The 22,448-nt window shown below is 51.2% G+C and carries 20 protein-coding genes; 19 read left to right on the top strand and 1 reads right to left on the bottom strand.

The genetic code is table 11. The features are described 5' to 3' along the window. The 10 genes from LG211_RS16030 to ppaX all read left to right on the top strand — a co-directional run bounded on the left by LG211_RS16030 (position 1) and on the right by ppaX (position 9,344). Positions 1-366 (top strand): metal-dependent transcriptional regulator, encoded by a 366-nt coding sequence (locus tag LG211_RS16030; protein WP_022155856.1) that lies wholly within the window; start codon positions 1-3, stop codon positions 364-366. 56 nt (positions 367-422) lie between these two features. After that, the gene (locus LG211_RS16025; RefSeq protein WP_465250807.1) at positions 423-671 is read left to right on the top strand and encodes a winged helix-turn-helix domain-containing protein; all 249 of its coding nucleotides are present in this window, start codon (positions 423-425) and stop codon (positions 669-671) included. Positions 672-788: 117 nt separating this feature from the next. Beyond that, entirely contained in the window at positions 789-1,436 is a 648-nt protein-coding gene (locus tag LG211_RS16020; protein WP_465250806.1) for a TetR/AcrR family transcriptional regulator, read from the top strand. A gap of 108 nt (positions 1,437-1,544) precedes the next feature. After that, the gene (locus LG211_RS16015) at positions 1,545-3,317 is read left to right on the top strand and encodes an ABC transporter ATP-binding protein (protein ID WP_148396814.1); all 1,773 of its coding nucleotides are present in this window, start codon (positions 1,545-1,547) and stop codon (positions 3,315-3,317) included. 1 nt (position 3,318) lies between these two features. Beyond that, on the top strand, positions 3,319-5,052 hold the full coding sequence (locus LG211_RS16010) for an ABC transporter ATP-binding protein (protein WP_148396813.1): 1,734 nt from the start codon (positions 3,319-3,321) through the stop codon (positions 5,050-5,052). A gap of 315 nt (positions 5,053-5,367) precedes the next feature. Then, positions 5,368-5,757, top strand: a complete 390-nt coding sequence (locus tag LG211_RS16005; RefSeq protein WP_253020274.1) for a cysteine-rich VLP domain-containing protein — start codon at positions 5,368-5,370, stop codon at positions 5,755-5,757. 362 nt (positions 5,758-6,119) lie between these two features. Further along, on the top strand, positions 6,120-6,470 hold the full coding sequence (locus tag LG211_RS16000; RefSeq protein ID WP_148396812.1) for a replication initiator protein A: 351 nt from the start codon (positions 6,120-6,122) through the stop codon (positions 6,468-6,470). Continuing rightward, a complete protein-coding gene (locus LG211_RS15995; RefSeq protein WP_253020273.1) occupies positions 6,460-6,708 on the top strand; it encodes a hypothetical protein in 249 nt (82 codons plus the stop codon). The genes LG211_RS16000 and LG211_RS15995 overlap by 11 nt, the downstream gene beginning before the upstream one ends. A 74-nt stretch (positions 6,709-6,782) precedes the next feature. Then, positions 6,783-8,423 (top strand): recombinase family protein, encoded by a 1,641-nt coding sequence (locus tag LG211_RS15990; RefSeq protein WP_253020272.1) that lies wholly within the window; start codon positions 6,783-6,785, stop codon positions 8,421-8,423. A 273-nt stretch (positions 8,424-8,696) separates the two neighbouring features. Further along, a complete protein-coding gene (ppaX, locus tag LG211_RS15985) occupies positions 8,697-9,344 on the top strand; it encodes a pyrophosphatase PpaX (RefSeq protein ID WP_148396810.1) in 648 nt (215 codons plus the stop codon). 295 nt (positions 9,345-9,639) lie between these two features. On the opposite strand, the gene LG211_RS15980 is transcribed toward ppaX, so the two are convergent. Further along, positions 9,640-11,196: an ABC-F family ATP-binding cassette domain-containing protein gene (locus LG211_RS15980; protein WP_148396809.1), complete on the bottom strand. Its 1,557-nt coding sequence runs from the start codon at positions 11,194-11,196 to the stop codon at positions 9,640-9,642. 208 nt (positions 11,197-11,404) lie between these two features. Between LG211_RS15980 and LG211_RS15975 the strand changes: the two genes are divergently transcribed. From LG211_RS15975 to LG211_RS15935, 9 genes are read left to right on the top strand one after another with little or no spacing between them, the layout of a single operon-like run. Next, positions 11,405-12,391, top strand: a complete 987-nt coding sequence (locus LG211_RS15975; protein WP_148396808.1) for a 3-oxoacyl-ACP synthase III family protein — start codon at positions 11,405-11,407, stop codon at positions 12,389-12,391. Positions 12,392-12,430: 39 nt separating this feature from the next. After that, positions 12,431-13,384, top strand: coding sequence for an enoyl-[acyl-carrier-protein] reductase FabK (gene fabK, locus LG211_RS15970; protein ID WP_148396807.1), 954 nt, complete (start codon positions 12,431-12,433; stop codon positions 13,382-13,384). Then, complete coding sequence (locus tag LG211_RS15965; protein WP_148396806.1) at positions 13,341-14,330, top strand: ACP S-malonyltransferase; 990 nt, start codon at positions 13,341-13,343, stop codon at positions 14,328-14,330. Before fabK ends, LG211_RS15965 begins: the two co-directional genes overlap by 44 nt. 2 nt (positions 14,331-14,332) lie before the next feature. Beyond that, positions 14,333-15,073 carry a 3-oxoacyl-[acyl-carrier-protein] reductase gene (gene fabG / locus LG211_RS15960; RefSeq protein ID WP_269477987.1) on the top strand — a complete coding sequence of 247 codons (741 nt, stop codon included), beginning with the start codon at positions 14,333-14,335 and terminating at the stop codon, positions 15,071-15,073. Between the two features lie 19 nt (positions 15,074-15,092). After that, a complete protein-coding gene (gene fabF / locus LG211_RS15955; protein WP_269477986.1) occupies positions 15,093-16,325 on the top strand; it encodes a beta-ketoacyl-ACP synthase II in 1,233 nt (410 codons plus the stop codon). A 9-nt stretch (positions 16,326-16,334) separates the two neighbouring features. Then, positions 16,335-16,760 (top strand): 3-hydroxyacyl-ACP dehydratase FabZ, encoded by a 426-nt coding sequence (gene fabZ, locus LG211_RS15950; RefSeq protein WP_148396803.1) that lies wholly within the window; start codon positions 16,335-16,337, stop codon positions 16,758-16,760. A gap of 12 nt (positions 16,761-16,772) precedes the next feature. Further along, a complete protein-coding gene (locus tag LG211_RS15945; protein ID WP_148396802.1) occupies positions 16,773-18,227 on the top strand; it encodes a nitronate monooxygenase in 1,455 nt (484 codons plus the stop codon). 25 nt (positions 18,228-18,252) lie between these two features. Then, positions 18,253-21,558, top strand: a complete 3,306-nt coding sequence (locus LG211_RS15940; RefSeq protein ID WP_269477985.1) for a PD-(D/E)XK nuclease family protein — start codon at positions 18,253-18,255, stop codon at positions 21,556-21,558. Positions 21,559-21,569: 11 nt separating this feature from the next. Beyond that, on the top strand, positions 21,570-22,358 hold the full coding sequence (locus LG211_RS15935) for a nitroreductase family protein (RefSeq protein ID WP_148396800.1): 789 nt from the start codon (positions 21,570-21,572) through the stop codon (positions 22,356-22,358). Positions 22,359-22,448 lie beyond the last annotated feature (90 nt).

Here is a 22,448-nt window from a genome sequence, read left to right as displayed (position 1 = left end):
ATGTCTTTAACTTCTTCGATGGAAGATTATCTGGAGGCCGTTTTAATAATGCAGCAGCGTCATGGCTATGTCCGCTGCGTGGATGTTGCAAAGCAGTTGGGGGTAAAAAAGCCTTCCGTAAGCCGGGCAGTCAAGGAACTATCCAAATCCGGCCATCTTGTTAAAAATGCTGACGGCACACTCTCCCTCACAGAAACAGGATTGCAGCTTGCCGAACAGATTTTTGAAAAGCATCGTTTTTTTACAGAACGGCTCATAGCGGCAGGCGTAGCCCCCAAAATAGCAGAACAAGACGCTTGCAACATTGAACATGCGATCAGCGCGGAGTCTTTTCAAAAGTTAAAGAAAGCATTGGATGATGGTTAGGTGGTGGTGATATGGGAAATTAGCCGTACTTGATTTAGCTGAAACCGGCTGGCAGATTGGAGCAGTCGATAGAATTGACCGTCAAGGAATTTGAAATCTTCTCCTTGCTTATCTTAAATCCGAAGCGGGTATTCACCTATGAAATGCTTATGGATCTGGTGTGGGAAGAAGATTATACCTACTATTCCCGCAAAGCAGTCAACAACCATGTGAGTAATTTACGGAGGAAGCTAAAGATCGCTCCCGACCTGCCGGACTATGTGAAAAGCGTCTACGGCATCGGCTATAAGTTTGAAGAAAAATAGAAAGGTGAGGCAGTGTATAAACGCTGCCTCACCTTGTTTTATCTTCAATGTCTCTGAAATGATTCTATGGGTAATTTCCCTCTTGACAAGACCCGCCTCTTGGAATAAAATATAACAGTGATATATAACAGTGTTATGGAGGTGAGAAGGATAGAAGGAAATCTGACAACCTTAGAACGCATCCACCGGGCCGCAAAAGCGGAGTTTTTGCAAAAAGGCTACAAAGACGCTTCCCTGCGGAATATCGTAAAATCCGTAGGTATGACAACTGGAGCCTTTTACGGATATTATAAAAGTAAAGAAGAACTGTTCGAGGCTTTGGTAGGCGAGCATTATGCGTATCTGCTCGGCTGTTTTCAAAAAGCGCAGAAAGAATTTGCTAATCTCCCCCACGAGCAGCAGCCGGAGGTTATGGGAGATTTTTCCGGCGCTTGCATGTTTGATATGCTCCACTACGCCTACGAACATCTGGAAGAATGTAAACTGATTCTCTGCTGTTCGGAGGGGACGAAGTTTTTCGGTTTCATCGATGAAATGGTGGAGATTGAAGTGGCGGCAACCCACGCCTATCAGAAAGTTTTGCAGGAGCTTGGTCGTCCTTCCCCGCAGATCGACCCTGCGCTGGAGCATATTCTGATTACCGGCATGTTTCATACTTTCTTTGAACTGGTGATTCACGAAATGCCGCTTCATAACGCAGAAAACTATGTGAAGGAAATGCGGGCTTTCTATACAGCCGGATGGATGAAAATTATGGGGCAGTAACGCCCTGTAATTTTTGCCCATAGGTTAGCAATAACTAACTTATACGGATATAAGAAGAACGCGCTTGTGTTCTCTTTATCATAAATAAACGAAAAGGAGGAATTTTCTTTGAAAAAACGATCCAATCTATCACGGTTGCTTGCAGTTGCAGGCGGCCACAAATACCTGACTTACGCTTCCTGGGTGCTTTCGGCCATCAGCGCCCTCATAGCGTTAGTGCCTTTCTACTATATCTGGAAGGTCATGCAGGAAGTGTTGGCATTTGCGCCGGATTTCAGCCATGCGCAAAACCTGACCCGTAACGGCTGGATGGCGGTGCTGTTCGCAGTGATCGCGGTGTTGGTCTACATAGGCGCTCTGATGTGTTCCCACAAAGGGGCGTTCCGCATTGCCACCAACCTGCGCCTGCAAACGATGGAGCGTATTGTAAAGCTGCCGCTGGGGTTTGCAGAGCAATTCGGCAGCGGCAGGCTGCGCAAAATCGTCAATGAATCCAGCGCCGCCACCGAAACCTATCTGGCGCATCAGCTTCCCGACCGTGCCAATGCCATTGCGACACCATGCGGCCTTTTGGTTCTGCTGCTGGTGTTCGACTGGCGGCTGGGACTTTTGAGCCTTGTGCCAGTTTTGTTGGGCTTTCTGATTATGATGACGATGACCGGAAAGAAAATGCAGGAAAAAATGAAAGAATACCAAAACGCTCTCGATGATATGTCCAATGAAGCGGTGGAGTATGTACGGGGGATTCCCGTTGTGAAAACCTTCGGGCAGACCATATTCTCCTTCAAAAAATTCAAGGATTCCATTGATAGGTATAAGGTGTGGGTGATTGCCTATACCAAGCAGCTTCGAGCACCCATGATGTTTTATACGGCAGCCATCAACGGCGTCTTTGCCGCGCTGATTGCCGGTGCGTTGATTTTTACAGGGGGCGGCGTTACGAAGGATTTCCTGCTGGATTTGATGTTCTACATCATCATCACGCCCATCATCTCCGTCACCCTTACCCGTATCATGTTTCAGAGCGAAAATGCCATGATCGTGGACGATGCCCTGCATAGAATCGACAGCGTATTGAATTTGAACCCTCTTGCAGAAGTAGCACAGCCGGAACACCCAAACGGCGCTTCGGTACAGCTTAACCATGTTCATTTCAGTTATGATGGAAAAAACGAGGTCATCAAGGATATTTCCCTTTCAATTCCCGCAGGGCAGACGGTGGCCTTTGTGGGACCTTCCGGCGGTGGCAAGACCACGCTTGCCAATCTGATCTGCCGGTTCTTTGACCCGCAAGGCGGACAGGTGAAGATTGGCGGCGTGAATGTGAAGAACATCGCCAAAGAGGAACTTATGAATACCGTTTCTTTTGTATTCCAGAACAGCCGCCTAATCAAAGCCTCGATTTTGGAAAATGTGCGCATGGGAAAACCGGATGCTACCCGGGAAGAAATCATGGCTGCCCTCCACAACGCCCAGTGCGATGATATTCTGGAAAAGCTGCCGAGGGGCGCAGACACCGTGATAGGGACAAAAGGTGTGTACCTTTCCGGCGGCGAACAGCAGCGGATCGCCATTGCCCGCGTGATGCTGAAAAATGCGCCTATCGTAATCTTAGACGAGGCCACCGCCTTTGCCGACCCGGATAATGAATCCCGCGTACAGGCAGCCTTTTCCAAGCTGTCACAGGGGAAAACGGTGATTATGATCGCCCATCGGCTCTCTACCGTGGCTGGCGTAGACCAAATCTATGTCATTGAGGACGGGCAGATCACAGAGAGCGGCAAAAGCCGTGAGCTGTTGGAAAAAGGCGGCGTATTCAGCCGCATGTGGCAGGACTATCAAACTTCTGTTCAATGGAAGGTTGCAAAGGAGGTACAATAACATGATAAAACGGCTGCAAAAACGGTATGCCCTTTCCGAGCAGGGGGCGAAGGATCTGGTAAAAGGCTGCCTTGCCTGCGTTCTTCAAAATCTTTCCTTTATGTTCCCAGTGGGCCTCTTGTATTTTTTGGTAGGCGATTTGATGGCTGGCGGCGTACCCGGCGAAAAAATTGCTTTTTACATCGTGGGCTGCGTGGTGTGTATCGGCCTGATCCTGCTTACCACATACTTTCAGTACAACGCCACCTACTTTGCCACTTATACAGAAAGCGGTGTGCGGCGGATTACGCTGGCCGAACGACTTCGGAGGATTCCGCTGTCCTTCTTTGGAAAAAAGGATTTGGCGGATCTCACCAGCACCATCATGGCCGACTGCACCTTTTTGGAGCAGAGCTTTTCCCATTTTATTCCCGAACTGGCAGGCTCCATCATCTCCACTGTCTTAATTTCCATTAGCCTTTTGGTGTTCGACTGGCGCATGGCATTAGCGGCGCTGTGGGTACTGCCGGTGGCCTTTGCCATTGTGGGGTTCTCCTCCAAGGTGCAGGAACGGCTCAATCAGAAAGCGATGGATGTAAAGATGGCCTGCGCCGACGGGATTCAGGAGTGCATTGAGACGGTGCGCGACTTAAAAGCCAACAATGCCGAAGCAGAATACCTGAAAGGCTTAGAAAAGAAAATCCGTGCCGTGGAATATCGTTCCATTCTCAATGAGTTTGGGTTGGCTGCCTTTGTGGTGTCCGCGTCACTCATATTAAAGCTGGGAATTGCCACCGTTGCGCTGGTAGGCTCTATTCTGTTGATAGGCGGCAACCTCGATGTCCTGACTTTCTTCATGTTCCTGCTGGTTGTTTCACGGCTCTATGACCCGCTGCAAGGGGCGTTGCAAAATCTGGCGGCGGTTATCAGCACCCGCACTAATATCGCCCGCATGAATGAAATTCTCGATCACCCGATTCAGCAGGGAGAAAACAGACTTTCCAACAAAGGCTATGATATTACCTTCGACCATGTAGGCTTTGCTTACAACACAGGAAAAACCGTATTGAAGGATGTTTCCTTTACCGCAAAACAGGGCGAAGTCACAGCTTTAGTAGGGCCCTCTGGCGGCGGCAAAACCACGGTATCGCGGCTTGCAGCAAGGTTTTGGGATGCGAGCCGGGGAAAAATCACTGTGGGAGGTATGGATATTTCCAAAATGGACCCGGAGGCTCTGCTTTCCTTGTTCTCCATTGTGTTTCAGGATGTTACGCTGTTTGACAATACCATTTTGGAGAATATACGAATTGGGAATAAGGATGCAACCGACGAACAGGTATTAGCAGCGGCAAAACTTGCCAATGTGGATGAATTTGCCGAAAAGCTGCCGGATGGCTGGCATACCAACATCGGGGAAAACGGCTGCGAGCTTTCCGGCGGTGAACGGCAGCGTATTTCCATTGCCCGCGCTTTCCTGAAAAACGCGCCGATTATTCTCTTGGATGAAGCAACCGCTTCCCTCGATGTGGAGAACGAGACCCTGATTCAAACTGCCCTCTCCCGTCTGATTGCGGATAAGACGGTGCTGGTGATCGCCCACCGGATGCGCACCGTAGCCGGGGCAGATAAGATCGTGGTGCTTTCTGAAGGAACCGTGGCCGAAGAAGGCGCACCGGAAAAATTGTTAAAGCAAAACGGCTTGTATGCCCGAATGGTGAAGTTACAAACGGAGAGCCAAAGCTGGAAACTGGCGTAAAATTTTTGTTTCCTCCGGTTTTATTATCCGTCGCATCGGCTATAAGTTTGAAATTTGAGAAATACCATCATGGCTTGAAATAGTCGTGGTGGTATTTTTTTAATTTTTACCCCCCACTGTAAAAATCTCTGAGAAATGAAGTGACTATTAGAAGCATATTTTTGTGTTTACCCATGCAACAATCCCCCGAAAAATGTACGGATATATGAAAGATATTTTGAGCCATCTCAAATTTATTTTCAAAAGGGGGTGTCATTTTGCTTTCAAAATGTACAGATAGATAGGGAGAGTTTTTTAACAGCCTGAAAGGAGGCGATGGAAATCAAAGAAAAAATCCCCATCATGACCTATTCCCATTACCGCAGAGCCAGAAAGCTGGTTCATCAGTGCTGCAACTATGAGAGCGGGAACTGCCTTGCCCTTGACGATGGAGAAGAATGCGTGTGCGTGCAGAGCATTTCCTACTCCCTGCTGTGCAGGTGGTTCCGTGCCGCTGTCCTGCCCTTGGATGAACCTCTGGCGGCTGCTTTGCTTTACCGGAAGGAACATAAACGGTGTACTGTCTGTGGCCAATCCTTTCTCCCCGGTTCCAACCGGGCAAAATACTGTAAGGCCTGCGCCGCCATTATTCACCGCAGGCAGAAAACAGCCAGCGACCGGAAAAGGCGGGTTGCCTGTGGACAATTAGGGGAGAAAAACCATTGATTCTGTAGGCTTTATAAGCGCCGGTCAATGGGATAGAGGGATAAATCCCTTATACCTATCCCAAACGGACTTCTAATTGTCCGAACAGGCTCTTGACCTAAACGGGATTTTCCCGAACAGGCAGCAAGCTGCGTACATATAGGCTGCCGCCTCATTTTACCTCCTAAACGGGAATATCCAGGATTGGTTTTTCAGAACATGGCAAAGCTGACGCTCTGAAACGTCCATATCCTGTTTTTCAGTCCGCAGCTTTCCCGCCTCTCTGACAGCCCGGATTTAGACGGTAGTTAATAAGAAAAAGTTAAATACAAAACAGTCAATATCAATCTATCTATCGTGTCGATGGATAGGAAGGTGAATTTATGATTCCATTCAAAACAGATACGGAGATTTCGTCTTACATCATTTTCCCACGTTCCCTTATCCCCCTGGACTTATCCAATGACGCCAAGGTGCTGTACGCCCTGCTTTTGGACCGGGCAGGGATTTCCAGAAAGAAAGGCTATATCGAAGCGGATGGGACCATCCGCTTGTACTTCACTGTGGAGGACGCCAAAGCGAAACTCCGCCGGAGCAGGCAGGTAGCAACACGGGCGTTTCACGAACTAGAATCCTGCGGCCTGATCGTCCGCCGGAAACAGGGCTTCGGCAGGCCAGCTATTATCACATTGAATTTGCCTGTTGACAAAAGGAGGGACGCCAATGACCGATGAACAAAAGCTGTATGAACTGCTGAAAGACTTTGACCCCGCTGTGGGGGAACGGATGGAAAAGTATTTCAAAGACGGTGCGTATCACTTTGATTTGGGAAACAGCAAATATACATACTTTGAAGGTGCCTCCGTCTACAGGGTCATTCCCCACTTTGCGGAAAAAGGCTCGGAAGGGATCGTAAAGAAATTAAAGCGGCTGATGGAGAAAGATTTACAGGAAAAAGAGTCAGAGACATAGCTGAAAAATCTAAACCGGAGCGTTATAATAAGGGCAACCGTTTACTTGGCTGCCTGAACAGAAAGGAGAAGCAAATGAACCAGCAGCCAGACAAGATCACCGCATTATACTGCCGCTTGAGCCAGGACGACGCCCTGGACGGGGAAAGCAATTCTATTACCAACCAGAAAGCCCTTCTAAGCAAATACGCCGACGAACACGGGTTTCGGAATATCCAATTCTTTGTAGACGACGGATATTCTGGAACCAGCTTTCAAAGGCCGGGCTTTCAGGAAATGATGAAATATGTGGAGGATTACAGCGTATCCGCTGTGATTGTCAAAGACCTGTCCCGGTTGGGCAGGGAGTATTCCTACATGGGGCGGCTTCAGGATTTCATCTTCCCCGCTTATGACGTCCGCTTTATCGCTATCAACGACGATGTGGACAGCGCCAAGGGGGAAAATGATTTTGCGGTGTTCAAAAATGTATTCAACGACTACTACGCCAAGGATACCAGCAAGAAAATCCGGGCGGTGGTAAAAATCCGGGGCGAAGCCGGGGAGCATATTGCCAGCAACCCGCCTTATGGGTACATAAAAGACCCGCAGGACAAAAAGAAATGGATTGTGGATGAAGAAGCGGCAAAGGTGGTGCGACGTATCTTTAACCTCTGTATTGCGGGGAAAGGCCCCATGCAGATTGCCAAAATCCTCACAGCCGACAAGGTGCCGACCGTTACCGCCTATCACGCCAGGCAGAAAGGCTGGGCCATGCCGGAAAATCTTTATCAGTGGTGCGCTAAATCTGTCGCCAGGATATTGGAGCGGCGGGAGTACACAGGCTGTACCGTGAACTTCAAGACCTATACCAAGTCCCTGAAATTCAAAAAGCAGATGGAAAACCCGATTGAGAATCAGAAAATATTTGAGGATACCCAGCCCGCCATCATCGAGAGAGGACAATGGGAACGGGTACAGGAGTTGCGGAAGAACAAACGCAGGCCGACAAAAACAGGAAGGACCAGCATGTTCACCGGCCTGCTCTACTGCGCCGACTGCAGGGCCAAGCTGTATTTCTGCACCTGCAACACTTACAAGGACGGCAGCCAGAACCATTTCGTCTGCTCCAATTACAAGAGCAACACCGGCTCCTGTAAAATCCATTATATCCGGGAACAGGTGCTTTACCGAATTGTGCTGGAAACCATACGGCAGACATTGAGTTATGTCCGTATGTTCCAGAAGGATTTCAAACTGGAAATGCTGGCGCAGGACGAGGAAAGCCGCAAGGCAGAACTGGCGGAAAAGCAGAAAACCCTCTCCGGGGCGAAAAAACGGATGGAGGATTTGGACCGGATTATCCAACACATCTATGAGGACAATGTGCTGGGCAAGCTGTCTGACAGCCGGTACTTAAAATTATCCCGCCAATATGAGAAGGAGCAGGCGGAGATTGAGCAGCTTACCGCCGTATTGGAACGGGAAATCGAGGCACAGGCCGGGCAGGTTTCCGATGTGAACGAGTTTCTGAAGCTGGTGGACAAGTACCTGGATATACCGGAACTCGACGCCGCCATCCTCAATGCACTTGTGAGCAAGATCGTGGTACACAGCCCGGTAAGGGAGAATGGAAGAAAGCATGTGCAGATAGATTTATACTTTACCTATGTGGGGCAAATCCGCATCCCTTTGAAGATTGGAAGGGAGTCTCTAAACGAATCAGAACCGGCATGACTTAACACGCCGGTTCCGACCAAAACACTTTTTACTTCCTTATGGGTCTCCGCCTATAGAGGCGGCCTTTTTTCGTAGAAGAAACGTCTTACTTCATGCACCTGGCCCAAACCTGCCAGACATCTGCCTTTACACTAACTTCATTCAAAATTCCTTGTTTTCGTTAGGCCACCGCCTCCAAAAACCAAACCTTTCCCAATTCTGTCTGCCGCCCATTGCAAAACTTTCGGTTCCGTCCTATAATAATAGGCAGCATGTAAAAGGAGAATCATTATGAGTAAAATAGATACTGTACTATTTGATTTTGACGGAACGGTGATGAATACCAACGATGTAATCATCAATTCCTGGCAGCATACTTTCAGAACCCTGGAAAACCGGGAAGAGGACGAGGCGAAAATTATCGCCACCTTTGGGGAACCGCTGCAAGTGACCATGGAAAAGCTCTTTCCCAATGTACCGGTGGAAGAGTCGATTCAGGTTTATCGGAGTTACCATTATGACAATTTTGGCGAGCTGATTTCCCTGTTCCCCGGGATGAAGGAACTGATCGCAGAGCTGAAAAAGCGGGGATATAAGCTGGGCATGGTTACTTCCAGACTAAGAAGGACCACAGAGCAGGGAATGGAAAAGTACGGAATCATGGAATACTTTGATACCGTCGTGACTGCCGATGATACGGATAAACATAAACCGGATCCGGAGCCTATTAATATTGCCCTGGAAAAGCTGGGCTCTGTACCGGAAAAGAGTATTATGCTGGGGGATACCATGTTCGATATCCTCTGCGCGAAAAATGCCGGCGTCAAGTCGGTGCTGGTGAGCTGGGCCATGGCGGTGAGCGAAGAAGAAAAGACCGGCCCCAACAGGCCGGATTATATCATCGATCAAGCGGACGATCTGCTGAAGCTGCTGATTTAAATTCGACAATTTCGACACTATTCTGCAGGCGGCCTTCTTGCTTTGCGCGGCACCAAATTTCAACAAAGGTAAAAATCCGGTAAATTTTCAATAAAATTCTCGCTTTTTTCCTGCGGCAACTCGGGGCACCCTCAAAGTACCCCGAGACCCGCCCCCTAAACTCAAAAAAACCCAAAAAGGTAATCTGAAGCGCCCAAGGCATCCCAGACACCACTGCTCCATGATGCGCCAGCCCCGAGGCACCCCATATTCCCCAAAACTCCACCTTGCAAAGCGTAGCCGTCACCCGGCGGCCTTAAACCAGCTTGGTCGTCCATTTGCTGCAATCCCAGACATCCGTCACCACATCCTGATAGAATTCCGGCTCGTGACAGATCAGAAGCAAGCTTCCTTTATAATCCACCAAAGCCCGCTTTAGCTCCGCCTTGGCATCCACATCCAGATGATTGGTCGGTTCGTCCAGCAGCAAAAGATTGCTGTCCCGGTTGATCAGCTTGCAGAGCCGCACTTTCGCCTGCTCGCCCCCGGAGAGAACCCGCACCTGGCTTTCAATATGTTTGGTGGTCAGCCCGCACTTTGCCAGCGCCGCCCGCACCTCGAACTGATTCATGCCCGGAAACTCATTCCACATTTCCTGAATGCAGGTATTGGTGTTTCCCGGCGCCATCTCCTGTTCAAAATAACCGATCTGCAGATAATCACCCAGCTCGCATTTCCCGGAAAGGGGCGGGATGAGACCCAGGATACTTTTCAGCAGCGTGGTCTTGCCGATGCCGTTGGCGCCGATCAAGGCAATTTTCTGTCCCCGCTCCATGGAAAGATTCAGCGGTTTGGACAAAGGCTCATCATAGCCGATCACCAGCTCCCGAGTCTCAAACAACACCTTCCCCGAAGTGCGCCCTTTCTGGAAGTTAAATTCCGGCTTGGGTTTTTCAGACGCCAGCTCGATCCGTTCCATGTTATCCAGCTTTTTCTGCCGGGACATGGCCATATTGCGGGTCGCCACCCGGGCCTTGTTTCTGGCCACGAAATCCTTCAGCTCACTGATTTCCTGCTGCTGACGCTTGTACGCAGCCTCCAGCTGGGCCTTTTTCACCGCATAGACCTCCTGGAATTTGTCGTAATCGCCCACATAACGGTCCAGCCGCTGATTTTCCATATGATAGACCAGATTGATGACACTGTTTAAAAAAGGAATATCGTGGGAGATGAGAATAAAGGCATTTTCGTAATCAAGCAAATACCGCTTCAGCCACTCAATATGCTCTTCATCTAGATAATTGGTCGGCTCGTCCAGCAGGAGGATATCCGGCTTTTCCAAAAGCAGCTTTGCCAGCAGGGCCTTTGTCCTCTGGCCGCCGGACAGATCAGACACATCCTTGTCCAGACCGATGTCCGTAAGGCCCAGGGCTCTTCCCACCTCTTCCACCTTGGCATCGATGATATAAAAATCGTGCATGGTCAGCATATCCTGAATTTCTCCCAGCTCTTCCATGAGCATGTCCATCTCCGACTCATCGGCCGATCCCAGCTGGTCGCAGATCTGGTTCATGCGCGCCTCCATCTCAAAGAGCCAGGAAAAGGCCGACTTGAGCACATCCCGCATGGTCATGCCTTTTTGCAGAACCGTGTGCTGATCCAAGTAACCGATGCGGCAGTTCTTGGCCCACTCCACCTTTCCTTCATCCGGCGCCAGCTTGCCGGTGACAATATTCATAAACGTAGACTTTCCTTCTCCGTTGGCGCCCACAAGTCCGATGTGCTCACCGGCCAGCAGACGGAAGGATACGTCGTTAAAAATGGCCCTGTCGCCAAAGCCATGGGATAAATGTTCAACTGTTAAAATACTCATACCTGCTCCTTTGCTCAAACGGCATCCAAATATAGCCGCAAAGCAGATTATACCCAAAAGGCGGACAACTTGCAAGGAAGGTTTTTACAACGGTCAAAGACTCAACAAAAACATTGACTTTTTTTGAAAATAAACTATAATTAAATAAATAGTTTGATTATCAAAGTATTTTGTTTTAGAAGTAAATTAATTTCAAAAGGAGGACGATTTGGGCGTAGAAATTGTAGGATTAGGGAAATGTCTGCCGGAAAAAGTCGTGACAAATGACGACATTTCCGACCTGGTAGATACCGATCACACCTGGATCATCGAACGGACCGGCATCGAGCAGAGGCACATCGCAGCCGGTGAGTCAGGAACTGACCTGGCGTGCAAAGCAGCAGAAGAAGCTCTGGGCAACATCGACCGTGACTCCATCGGTCTGGTGCTGGTGGCTACCGTCACGCCGGATGCCATGGTGCCGGTAACTAGCGCACAGGTAAAAATGCGATTAGGGCTTGATCATGCCGTCGCTTTTGACATAAATGCGGCGTGCAGCGGGTTTATGTACGGGATTTGGTGTGCGGAGGCGCTGATGAAAAACGGCGCCGCGCCCGGTGCGGGCACCATGAATATTCAGAGGGCGCTGGTGATCGGGGCCGAGCGGCTTTCAAGGATTACCAACTGGAAAGAACGTTCCAGCTGCATATTGTTTGGAGATGGAGCCGGGGCGGCGGTACTGGAGAACAATCCAAAACGGCCGGGTATTCTGGCTACATACTTAAAAAATTACGATGACCAAAAGGGCGTGCTGACCTGCGGCAAAGAATATCATCAGACGCCGTTCTATAAGGATGAGAATCAACCCCAGCACCTGGCGCTGCGAGGCAAAGCAGTGTTCAAATTCGCGGTCAACTCCATTGAAGAGGTGACCATGGAAGCGCTAAAGCAGGCGGGATTGGAGCTGGACGATATCGACTGGTTCGTTCCCCATCAGGCCAACGGCCGTATCATGGAAGCAGCGGCCAAAAGGCTCAATCAACCCATCGAAAAATTTCAGATCAGCATCAACAAGAGCGCCAATGTTTCTTCAGCAAGTATTCCAATGGCATTGTATGACCTTTCAAAAACTGGTAAAATGGAGAAAGGCGATAAAATTGCAGTCATGGGATTTGGCGGCGGGCTCTGTGCCGCTGCGGCCATTATAGAATGGTAAGCTCGTCCCATATCCGATAAGAAGCAGGAGGAAAATAAAATGGTAAACGTATGCGAAGTGTTGGGAACAGAATATCCAATTATCCAGGGGGCGATGGCCAGAATCGCAGAATGCAATCTGGCGGCAGCTGTGAGTAACGGCGGCGGTCTGGGAATCATCGCCGCAGGCGGAGAATCGGCAGACTGGCTGAGAGACCAGATCGCGAAAACACGCCAAATGACAGACAAGCCGTTCGGTGTTAACATCATGCTGCTGGCCCCCAACGTAGATGAATTGATCGATGTAGTATGCGAAGAAAAGGTGGCGGTGGTCACAACAGGAGCCGGAAATCCGGGAAAATACATTAAACGAATGAAAGAATGCGGCATTAAAGTAGTGCCGGTGGTCGCCAACGTGGCGCTGGCCATTCGTGTTGAGCGGGCCGGAGCAGACGCAGTGGTGGCAGAAGGAACGGAAGCCGGAGGCCATATCGGGGAAACTACGACCATGGCCCTCGTTCCCCAGATTGCGGATGCGGTAAAGATTCCGGTTCTGGCAGCAGGGGGAATCGCAGACGGAAGAGGCGTGGCAGCCGCATATATGCTGGGAGCCAAGGGCGTGCAGATCGGAACTCGATTTCTGGTAGCCGACGAGTGCATCGTGGCCCAGGGGTATAAGGATGCCATTCTGAAAGCAAAGGACTCATCCACCGTCGCCACCGGCAGGAGCACGGGCCATCCGGTGAGAGTAATTAAAAATAAGCTGGCCAGAGAGATTCTGGCATTGGAAAAGAAAAATGAGGACTTGGAAAAGATCAATGAACTGTGTACAGGAACATTGGCAGCCGCTGTCCGCGATGGAGACGCGGACCACGGCAACATCATGTCCGGGCAGATCGCCGGAATGGTAAAAAAAGAACAGCCGGCGGCAGAGATTATCAAAGAACTATTTAAGGAGGCAGAGGAGATTTATGAAGATCGGAATCACATTTGCAGGGCAGGGCGCTCAATATAGCGGAATGGGAAAGGATCTGTACGATACCTACCCGGCAGCAAAAGCAATCTTTGACATGGCAGGTGAACAGGTGAAGGAATGGTGCTTTGAAGGCGATGAAGAGACCTTAAAGCAGACCCATGTGACCCAGCCGTGCATCTATACCGTAACCATGGCTGCTTATGAAGCATTTTTGCAGGCACTGGAGCAGGCGGGACTGAAGGATGATGTGGAAATCATAGGCTATGCAGGATTCAGCCTGGGCGAGTACGCTGCCCTCACCGCAGCCGGCGTTATCGATGAGATCAAAACAGGCATGGAAATCGTCACCAAGCGGGGAAAACTGATGAATGAAGCCGGAACGGGGGCCGACGGCAAACCCATGGGCGCGATGGCAGCAGCCATGGGAAAACGGGAACCGATCCTGGAGGTGGTGGAAGAAGCCAGAGAAGACGGGGTTCTGGAAGGGGTCAACTTCAACTCTCCGGCACAGACCGTTGTGGCAGGCGATAAAGCAGCGATCGAACGCTTTGTACAGGCGGCCAAGGCCAAGAAGATTCGGGCCATGGTGCTGCCGGTGGGAACAGCCTTCCACAGCCCGATGATGGTTCCGGCGGCAAAAGAATTGAAGAACGTGCTCCGGGAAGCAGGACTTGGTGCTCCTCAGGCAAAGATTTATGCCAACGTAACCGCAGAGGATATGATGAAGGACTTTGACGGCGGCGACGTATGTGAGTATCTGGCTGATATCATGTCCAGACAGGCCATGAGCCCGGTTTACTGGGAAGAGACCATCCGCAATTTTGTCCGCGACGGCGCAGAAGCGCTGATTGAAATCGGACCTGGAAAAACCTTATCCGGGCTGGCCAAAAAGACCGATTCGTCCATCGCCAGGTTTAATATCGAAAATGAGGAGAGCTTGCAGCAGACCATTGAAGGGCTGGCGGCTCTGAAAAAAGGAGAATAGCTATGTTACAGGGAAAATCAGCCATAATTACAGGAGGCGTGCGCGGGATCGGCAAGGCCATTGCCGCTGAATTCTGCAAAAACGGCTCCGATGTGCTCCTCTGCTATCGGAGCAACGATGAGCAGGCGCAGAAAACAGCAGCCGAGCTTTCACAGCACGGAACCAGGGTGGAACTGCTGAAAGGAGATGTGGCGGATCCTAAGACGGCAAAGGAAGCTGTCGCCAGGGCCAAAGACTTGTTCGGAAAAGTGGACATTTTGGTCAACAACGCCGGCATCACCAGAGACAAGCTGCTGATGCGCATGTCAGCCGAAGATTTTACCGATGTGATCAGCGCCAACCTGAACGGTTCCTTTTATTTCCTCAGCGAGGCTTCCAAGGTCATGATCAAACAGAGATCCGGCAGAATTATCAACCTGTCGTCGGTGGCCGGAGTGAAGGGCAATCCGGCCCAGGTCAACTACAGCGCATCAAAAGCCGGTGTCATCGGCATGACCATGTCGGCGGCCAAGGAGCTGGGCAGACGGGGCATTACCGTCAACGCCATCGCTCCTGGATTCATCGATACCGATATGACAGCCGTTATGACTGACGATCAGAAAGCCAAGATTGCAGAGGCCATCAGCCTGGGACGCACGGGAAAACCGGAGGACATTGCAAAGACTGCCCTGTTCCTGGCTTCCGACAGCGCTTCCTATATTACGGGACAGACCATCTGCGTTGACGGCGGATTAACCATGTAAAGAGAAAGGATTTGGATAAATGGAAAAAAGAGTTGTAATTACGGGAAGAGGAGCAGTTACTCCTGTTGGAACTAACGTCGCGGATTCCTGGGCCAGCATCAAAGCAGGCAAACACGGAATCGGAGAGATCACCCGATTTGATATCACCCCCCACAAAGTAAAGATGGGTGCGGAAGTCAAAGATTTTCAGTTCGGAGACAAGCGGGAAGCCAAGCGGCTGGACCTATCATCTCAGCTGGCCCTTACGGCAGCGGAAGAGGCAGTGCAGGATGCGGGGATTGTCAGCGGTGAAAACGTAAAACCCCAGCGGTTCGGCGTATTCGGCGGAACGGGAATCGGCGGAATCACCACTCTGGAAGCAGAAGTAACCAAATGTGTAAAAAAGGATAATGTGACCAGAGCTTCGGCCCTGCTGGTGCCCATGGTCATGCCCAACGCGGTAGCCGGAAACCTGGCCATTAAGTTCAACGCCAAAGCCTCCTGCTTCGGCGTAGTTTCCGCATGTGCCGCAGGAACCCACAGCGTGGGAGAAGCCTTCCGCAATGTCAAGCACGGCTATGCGGACGTTGTGCTGGCAGGCTCAGCCGAATCGGTGTTTACGCCCGTCTGCTTCGCGGGATTTGCCAATATGAAAGCCATGTCCACCAGAACCGACCCGGCAAGGTGCTCCACTCCTTTCGATGTGGAAAGAGACGGCTTTATTCTCGGAGAAGGAGCAGGATTCCTGATTCTGGAAGAGCTGGAGCACGCGCTGGCAAGAGGCGCCAAAATCTATGGTGAAATGGTAGGATACGGAGCAACCTGCGATGCTTACCACATCACAGCGCCATCTCCGGACGGCGAAGGCGCGGCCGACGCCATGGAGCTGGCCATTCAGGAAGCCGGCATCACACCGGACAAAATCGACTACATCAATGCCCATGGTACGGGAACTCCATATAACGACCTCTTTGAGACCAATGCCATTAAAAAGATCTTCGGAGACGATACCAAGGTACCCATCAGCTCCACCAAGAGCATGACCGGCCATCTGCTGGGAGCAGCGGGCGGAATCGAAACCGTATTCTGCGTAGAAGCCATCAACGATGGATTTATACCGGCCACCATCGGCCTTGAAAAGCCAGATCCGGAGCTGACGCTGGACTATGTTCCCAATGAAGGAAGAGACGCGGATTTGACGTATGTCCTCTCCAATTCCCTGGGATTTGGCGGCCATAACGGGTCCATTATTGTTAAGAAATTCGAGAAATAAGGTGATACCATGTTGATGAATCAGGAACAGATCAAAGAAATCATTCCCCATAGAGAACCTTTCCTTCTGGTTGACGAAGTGTTGGAAATGGAAGCGGGAAAATCCATCACAGCCGTCAAATACGTGCGGGAGGACGAATACTATTTTCAGGGACATTTCCCGGAAAGAAAAGTAATGCCCGGCGTGCTGGAAGTGGAAGCCCTGGCCCAGGCGGGAGCAATCGCGGTTTTATCCCTGCCGGAAAACAAGGGCAAGCTGGCTTTCTTCGGCTCCATCAAAGAGGCCAAATTCAAGCACCAGGTGGTTCCGGGGGACACGCTGACCCTCAAGGTTCACTTTGAAAAGCTGAGAAGCAGGGCCGGTACCGGTAAGGCGGAAGCCTATGTGGGCGACAAGCTGGCCTGCAAATGTGAGATCATGTTTATGTTTGAATAAGGAGCATCCAAGGTGGATAACGTTAAAAAAATCAATGATATTTTAGTGAACCTGTTTAATGTCGTCTTAAAGCTGGAAGAAAAGGCGATCCAGGGATCCACCCGCAGAGACCTCTCCATAACGGAGCTCCATACCCTGGCCGCTGTGGGCGAGGGTAAAACCAAAACCATGAGCCAGGTGGCCGCGTCGCTGAAGATCAATGTCAGCACACTTACCGCAGCCATCAACAAGCTGGTGAAAAAGGGTTATGTGGAACGCTTTCGCATTCCTGAGGACCGGCGGATCGTGAAAATCCGCCTGACCGATGAAGGGGCGGCGGCCGTGCGGGAGCACGAGGCCTTTCACACAGCCATGATCAGCGAAGCCATTTCCCAGATTCCGGAGGACCAGGTGGGAAAGTTCATTGAATCCATCGACAACATCAATGAATACCTGTTGATGCGCAAGCATCCTCCTGCAAGGGATCCGGGACCTTTTACCCTAAAGCCCATCAAGCTGGGAAAAATTCTGGTGCCGGTGCCCATTTTCCAGGGAGCCCTGAGCATCGGCCTTTCCATGAGCACGCTTGCCGCAGCCGTGGCAAAGGAAGGCGGAGTGGGGATCATCGCCGCATCCAAGATCGGATTTCGCGAGCCCGATTACAGCAGCGATCCCTTAACTGCCAATAAACGGATTTTAACGCGGGAAGTAAGGCGGGCCCGGGAGCTGGTGAAGGATTGTGAAAATCGGGGACCCATCGGCGTCAACGTTATGTGGTCGTCCCGCCATCTGCAGGACTACGTGGAGACTGCCGCGGCGGCCGGAGCAGAAGTGATCATCTGCGGAGCCGGGGTGCCCACCAACCTGCCCCGCTGCTGCAAGGACAAAAAAATAGCGTTGGTACCCATCGTCTCTTCAAAACGGGCGGCCAACATCATCATTCGCAACTGGGCAAAAAAATACAACCGGACACCGGACGGCTTTATTTTCCAAGGCCCCCTGGCCGGAGGCTATCTGGGTGTGAAAGAATTTCAGATGGAGGCGGCGGCAGAGGACTTTTACAAAAACATCGCCGATATCAAAGGCGAGCTTGAGGCGCTGGACAACTGTCCGCTCATCGTCTGCGGCGGCATCTACGGCCGGGAGGACGCAGAAAAAGCCTATGCCTACGGTGCGGACGGATTCCAGATGGGAACCCGGTTTGTCACCACCAGAGAATGTGATGCCTGCGAAGAATTCAAGAATGCCTATTTGAACTGCAGGGAAAAGGATGTTACAATCATTACAAGCCCTGAAGGATTCCCGGGAAGGGTGATCGAAAGTCCCTATGTAAAGCGGACGGGCGAGGACCCCAGGTGCATTACCAAGGGGCTGATCAACGCGGCCATGGGGGACCTGGAAAACGGCCTCGTATTCTGCGGAAGCAAAGTGTACAAAGCGGATAAAATCGAAAGCGTGGCCGATATCTTTCAAGAATTCACACGGTGACATCATCCAAGGAGGAGAACGGTTAATGCTGCATATCTATTACGGCCGCGAACAGATCAACAAAGACAAATTCATATTCGATTCCATAAAAGGCAAAACCCTGCTGCTTGTACCGGACCAGTTTACCCTGCAAGCGGAACGGGATGCCTTTTTTTATCTGGGAGCACGGGGCCTGATGGACCTGGAAGTGGTGAGCATTTCCAGGCTGGGACTGAAGGTGCTGGCAGAAACCGGCGGCGGACGCACGGCCCTCATCGATAAGTACGGGCGCCACATGCTGCTGACCAAAATCCTCACTGAACGCAGAGAAGAATTGGAGATCTACCGGGGCCTGGAAAAAAAGCAGTCCTTCATCGAAATGGTCAACAACTTTATTTCCGAATTAAAGCAGTACGGAACCACGCCCCAGGAGCTGGAAGCCATTGCCCAGGGACTGGGGGAGGATACCTTTCTGAGGAAAAAGCTCAAGGACATCGGACTGGTCTTTGAAAGCTACGAGGCCTATATAAAAGGAAAGTATCTGGATACGGAAGACTATGTGAGCCTCTATGGGCAGAAGATCACAGACTCCAAGAAGATCGGCCAATCCTCCGTATGGGTTTATGGTTTTGATTCTTTTACACCCAAAAACACGGAAGTGATCGGGCAGCTGATGAGGACGGCCAGGGATGTGAATCTGGTGCTCACCTACGGAGAAGGAGGGCGGGACAGCGAGATCTTCGGCCTTCCCGGGACCATCATCTACAAATTCTGCAAAATGGCGGAGGAAGCTGGAATCCCGTGGGAAAAATCCCCCATCCCAAAGACCTATGCCATTGAAGATAAGGCGCCGTCAATCCTCCATTTGGAGCACGAGCTGTATGCCATACCGTCCAAAGCAGCGGGGGAGCACGATGGGATCACCCTCCTGCGGGCGGCCAATCTCTACAGCGAGGCAGAGTCAGCCGCAGCGGAAGTGCTTTCTTTAGTCCGGGATCAGGGGATGGAATACAAAGATATCATTCTCATCTGCAATGACATGGAAACCAGAGGCGCCATTGTCAAGCGCATCTTTGCCCAGTACGGCATGGAGCTGTTTTTGGATAAAAAACAGAGCATCCTCCATAACCCGGCCTCGGTGTTCATTCTGTCCCTTTTGGACATCAGCAGCAAAGGGTACCGAAGCGAGGATGTGTTCCGGCTGCTGAAAACCGGACTGACGGATCTCGGCTGGGATGAAATCGAGGAGCTGGAAAACTACGCCAGGAAATTCCGCATCCGGGGAAGCAAGTGGAAAAAACCGTTTACCAGAGGCGCAGGAGAATACGGACAGGAAGCCCTTTCCCGGCTGGAGGATTCCCGCATCCGGTTCGTATCGCTGATCGAAACCTTTTCTGAGAAATTCAAACAAGGCTCTACGGTAAAGGAGCGGGTGAGCGCGCTGTATACCTATCTGGCTGAGGACTGCGGCCTGCCGGGAAAACTGGAAGGGATGATTGGAAAACAGGAAGAGCAGGGATTTCTCACAGCCGCGGAGGAAACCGCCCAAGTGTGGGGGCTGGTGATGGATGTATTGGACCAGTTCGTGGAAATCGTGGGCGAGGAAACCATTTTGGCCGGCAGCTTCGGTGATATTTTTAAGGCCGGGCTGGAATCCATCGAGGTGGGCCTGCTGCCGCCTTCGGCTGACGGTTTGATCATGGGAACCATGCAGCGGACTAGGAGCGGACATGTGAAGGCGATGCTGATTCTGGGAGCCAATGAAGGCTTGCTGCCTGCATCGGCGCCTGCGGACAGCATTCTAAGCGAGGACGAAAAACATTATCTGGCCCAGCAGGAAATCGAAATCTGCAAAGTGGATGAGATCCGCCTCCAGGAAGAAAAACTGGCCATCTATAAGAATCTGGCCAGGCCCAAGACACGGCTGTGGATCAGCTATTCGGCCTCGGACGGCGACGGCCGGGAACTGAAACCCTCTCCCATATTTAACAAGCTGCAGAGCATCTATCCGGGGCTTGAGGTGGAAACCGACCTGGTGAGCAGAGGAAAGCCCCTGGAGCTTTTGCAGGCGGAAAAGGCGGCTGTGGAGCATTTGACCGGGGCCCTGCGGCGGACCATGGACAGCGGCGAGCTGGATCCCCAGTGGCAGTCGGCCATCGCCTGGTACCGGGAAAACCGAAATCTGGCTCAGCTGGAAGAAGGACTCTTTTTCACCAATGAGCAGGAGCATATATCAGGAGATTTCGTGGAAGCCCTTTATAAAAAGGAGGTGCCCCAGGAAATGACGGTCAGCCCGTCCCGGCTGGAACAATACAGTCGCTGCCCCTTTGCTCATTTTGTGGGATATGGCCTGCGGCCCCAGGAGCAGCGAATCTATGAAATGGGCGGCCGGGAGATCGGCGATCTGTATCACACCTGCCTGATGGAGATCTCCAGGTGGCTGACCGATGACGGCATCCCGGTGAACGATCCCGCATCCCGCTGGATGACTGTGTCAAAAGAGGAATGCGATAAAAAGATCGGGAGCATCCTTTCGCGGGAGGCGCTTTTGTACCGGGAGGGCATGCTCTCCTCCGGCAGTGAAGAGGCCTATCGAACCAAGCGGCTCCATGAGATTTGCAGTGAAATCAGCTGGGTTCTCATCGACCATGTAAGGCGGGGCAGCATCCGAACCATTGCCTTTGAACAGGCATTCGGCAGAGGAAGGAGCATCCCGCCGGTGATAGTAGAAACCAGCCAGGGAGACGTCTTTATTGAAGGTAAGATCGACCGGGTAGATCTGTTGGATGACGGCCGGGTCAAGGTCATCGATTACAAGACGGGTAATGAAACCTTCCGTGTCCATGAAGCAGAAAAGGGATTTCGCCTCCAGCTGATGCTTTATTTAAAAGCCGCCCAGCAAAAAGAGCGGGAGCCTGCCGGCGTGTTCTACTTTCTCATCAGCGAACCATCTGTGAGCGCAGATGCGATCAAACCCGAGGAGCTTGGGGAGAAGGTGGAGCAGGAAGCAAAGAAAGCGTGCAAGATGGACGGGGTCATGGTGGATGATCCCCAGGTGATCCGGGACATTGCCGGAGATTTTTCCGGGTATTCGGACGTGGTTCCCATTCGCCAGACACAGAAGGGCTTTTCCGGGACCGGGGCCGGAAAACTGCTGGATGAGGAAACCTTTTTACAGCTGCAGGAAAAGGTGGATGAGACAGTGAGCGAGCTGTGCCAGGAGCTGCTTTCGGGGAACATCGCCGTAAAGCCGAAAAAATCCGGTCAGGTGAGCGCCTGCACCTATTGTAAGTACAAGGGCATCTGCCAGTTTGACCTGGCCTTTGAAGGATGCAGATATGAGATTATTTAAATGGAGGTTGAATGATGATAAAATTTGATATGGAAAAGTGTGTTGAATGCCTGAAATGTGTATCCGTATGCCCCTTTACCGTGCTGGGGGAAAAGGATGGAAGGCCCCAGCTGAGAGAGGGAAAGGCTTGTCTCAAATGTATGCACTGCGCGGCTGCATGTCCCCAAAACGCCATTTGCTGGGATGACAAACCGGCTGTACTTGACCGAACTTTGCCCGCACTTTCCCAGGGCTTTGCCGAAGACTTGGATAACCACATCCTGACCAGAAGATCCTATCGCCATTTCAAGCAGACGCCGCCCGACCGGGAGCTGGTGCGCCACGCATTGGAAATGGCAGCCTGGGCGCCCAGCGCCAAAAACCAGCATCCGGCCAAGTGGATGGTCATCGATTCCAAAGAGGTGATTGAAAAAATGATGGGGTACATATTGGACTATGTGAAAGAAACGGGAACATCTCCGGAAATCGCCAGCGAATATGAAGAGGGCAACAATGTGGTTATGGGAACAGCGCCCATACTGATTCTGTGCTATGGAAGAAATAACGCCATTAATTCGCCGGCCGATACGGCCATCGCCATGACCACTGCCGAACTGGTCCTTCAAGCTAGAGGCATCGGAACCTGCTGGGCCGGCTATTTGACAAGAATGTGCAACGCGATCCCCCAGATCCGGGAACTTCTGCCGCCGCTGCCGGACAACAACAGCTTTTACGGCGCTTTTATGGCTGGCTATCCCCAGCAGGAAGAATACTTCCATATCCCGGAACGGTTAAAACGGGAAGACATAAAATGGGTATAAAGTAGTAGAAAAAACTTTCTCAAAACAAATATCCAATTTACAATAAATGAGATTAATTCTCAAGGATTTTAAAATTAGCAACTTGATTTG

Source organism: Hominibacterium faecale, assembly GCF_020734085.1.
GTDB classification, from domain to species: domain Bacteria; phylum Bacillota; class Clostridia; order Peptostreptococcales; family Anaerovoracaceae; genus Hominibacterium; species Hominibacterium faecale.
The sequence above is the reverse complement of the archived record's forward strand: the minus strand, read 5'-3'. Positions and strand labels throughout refer to the sequence as shown.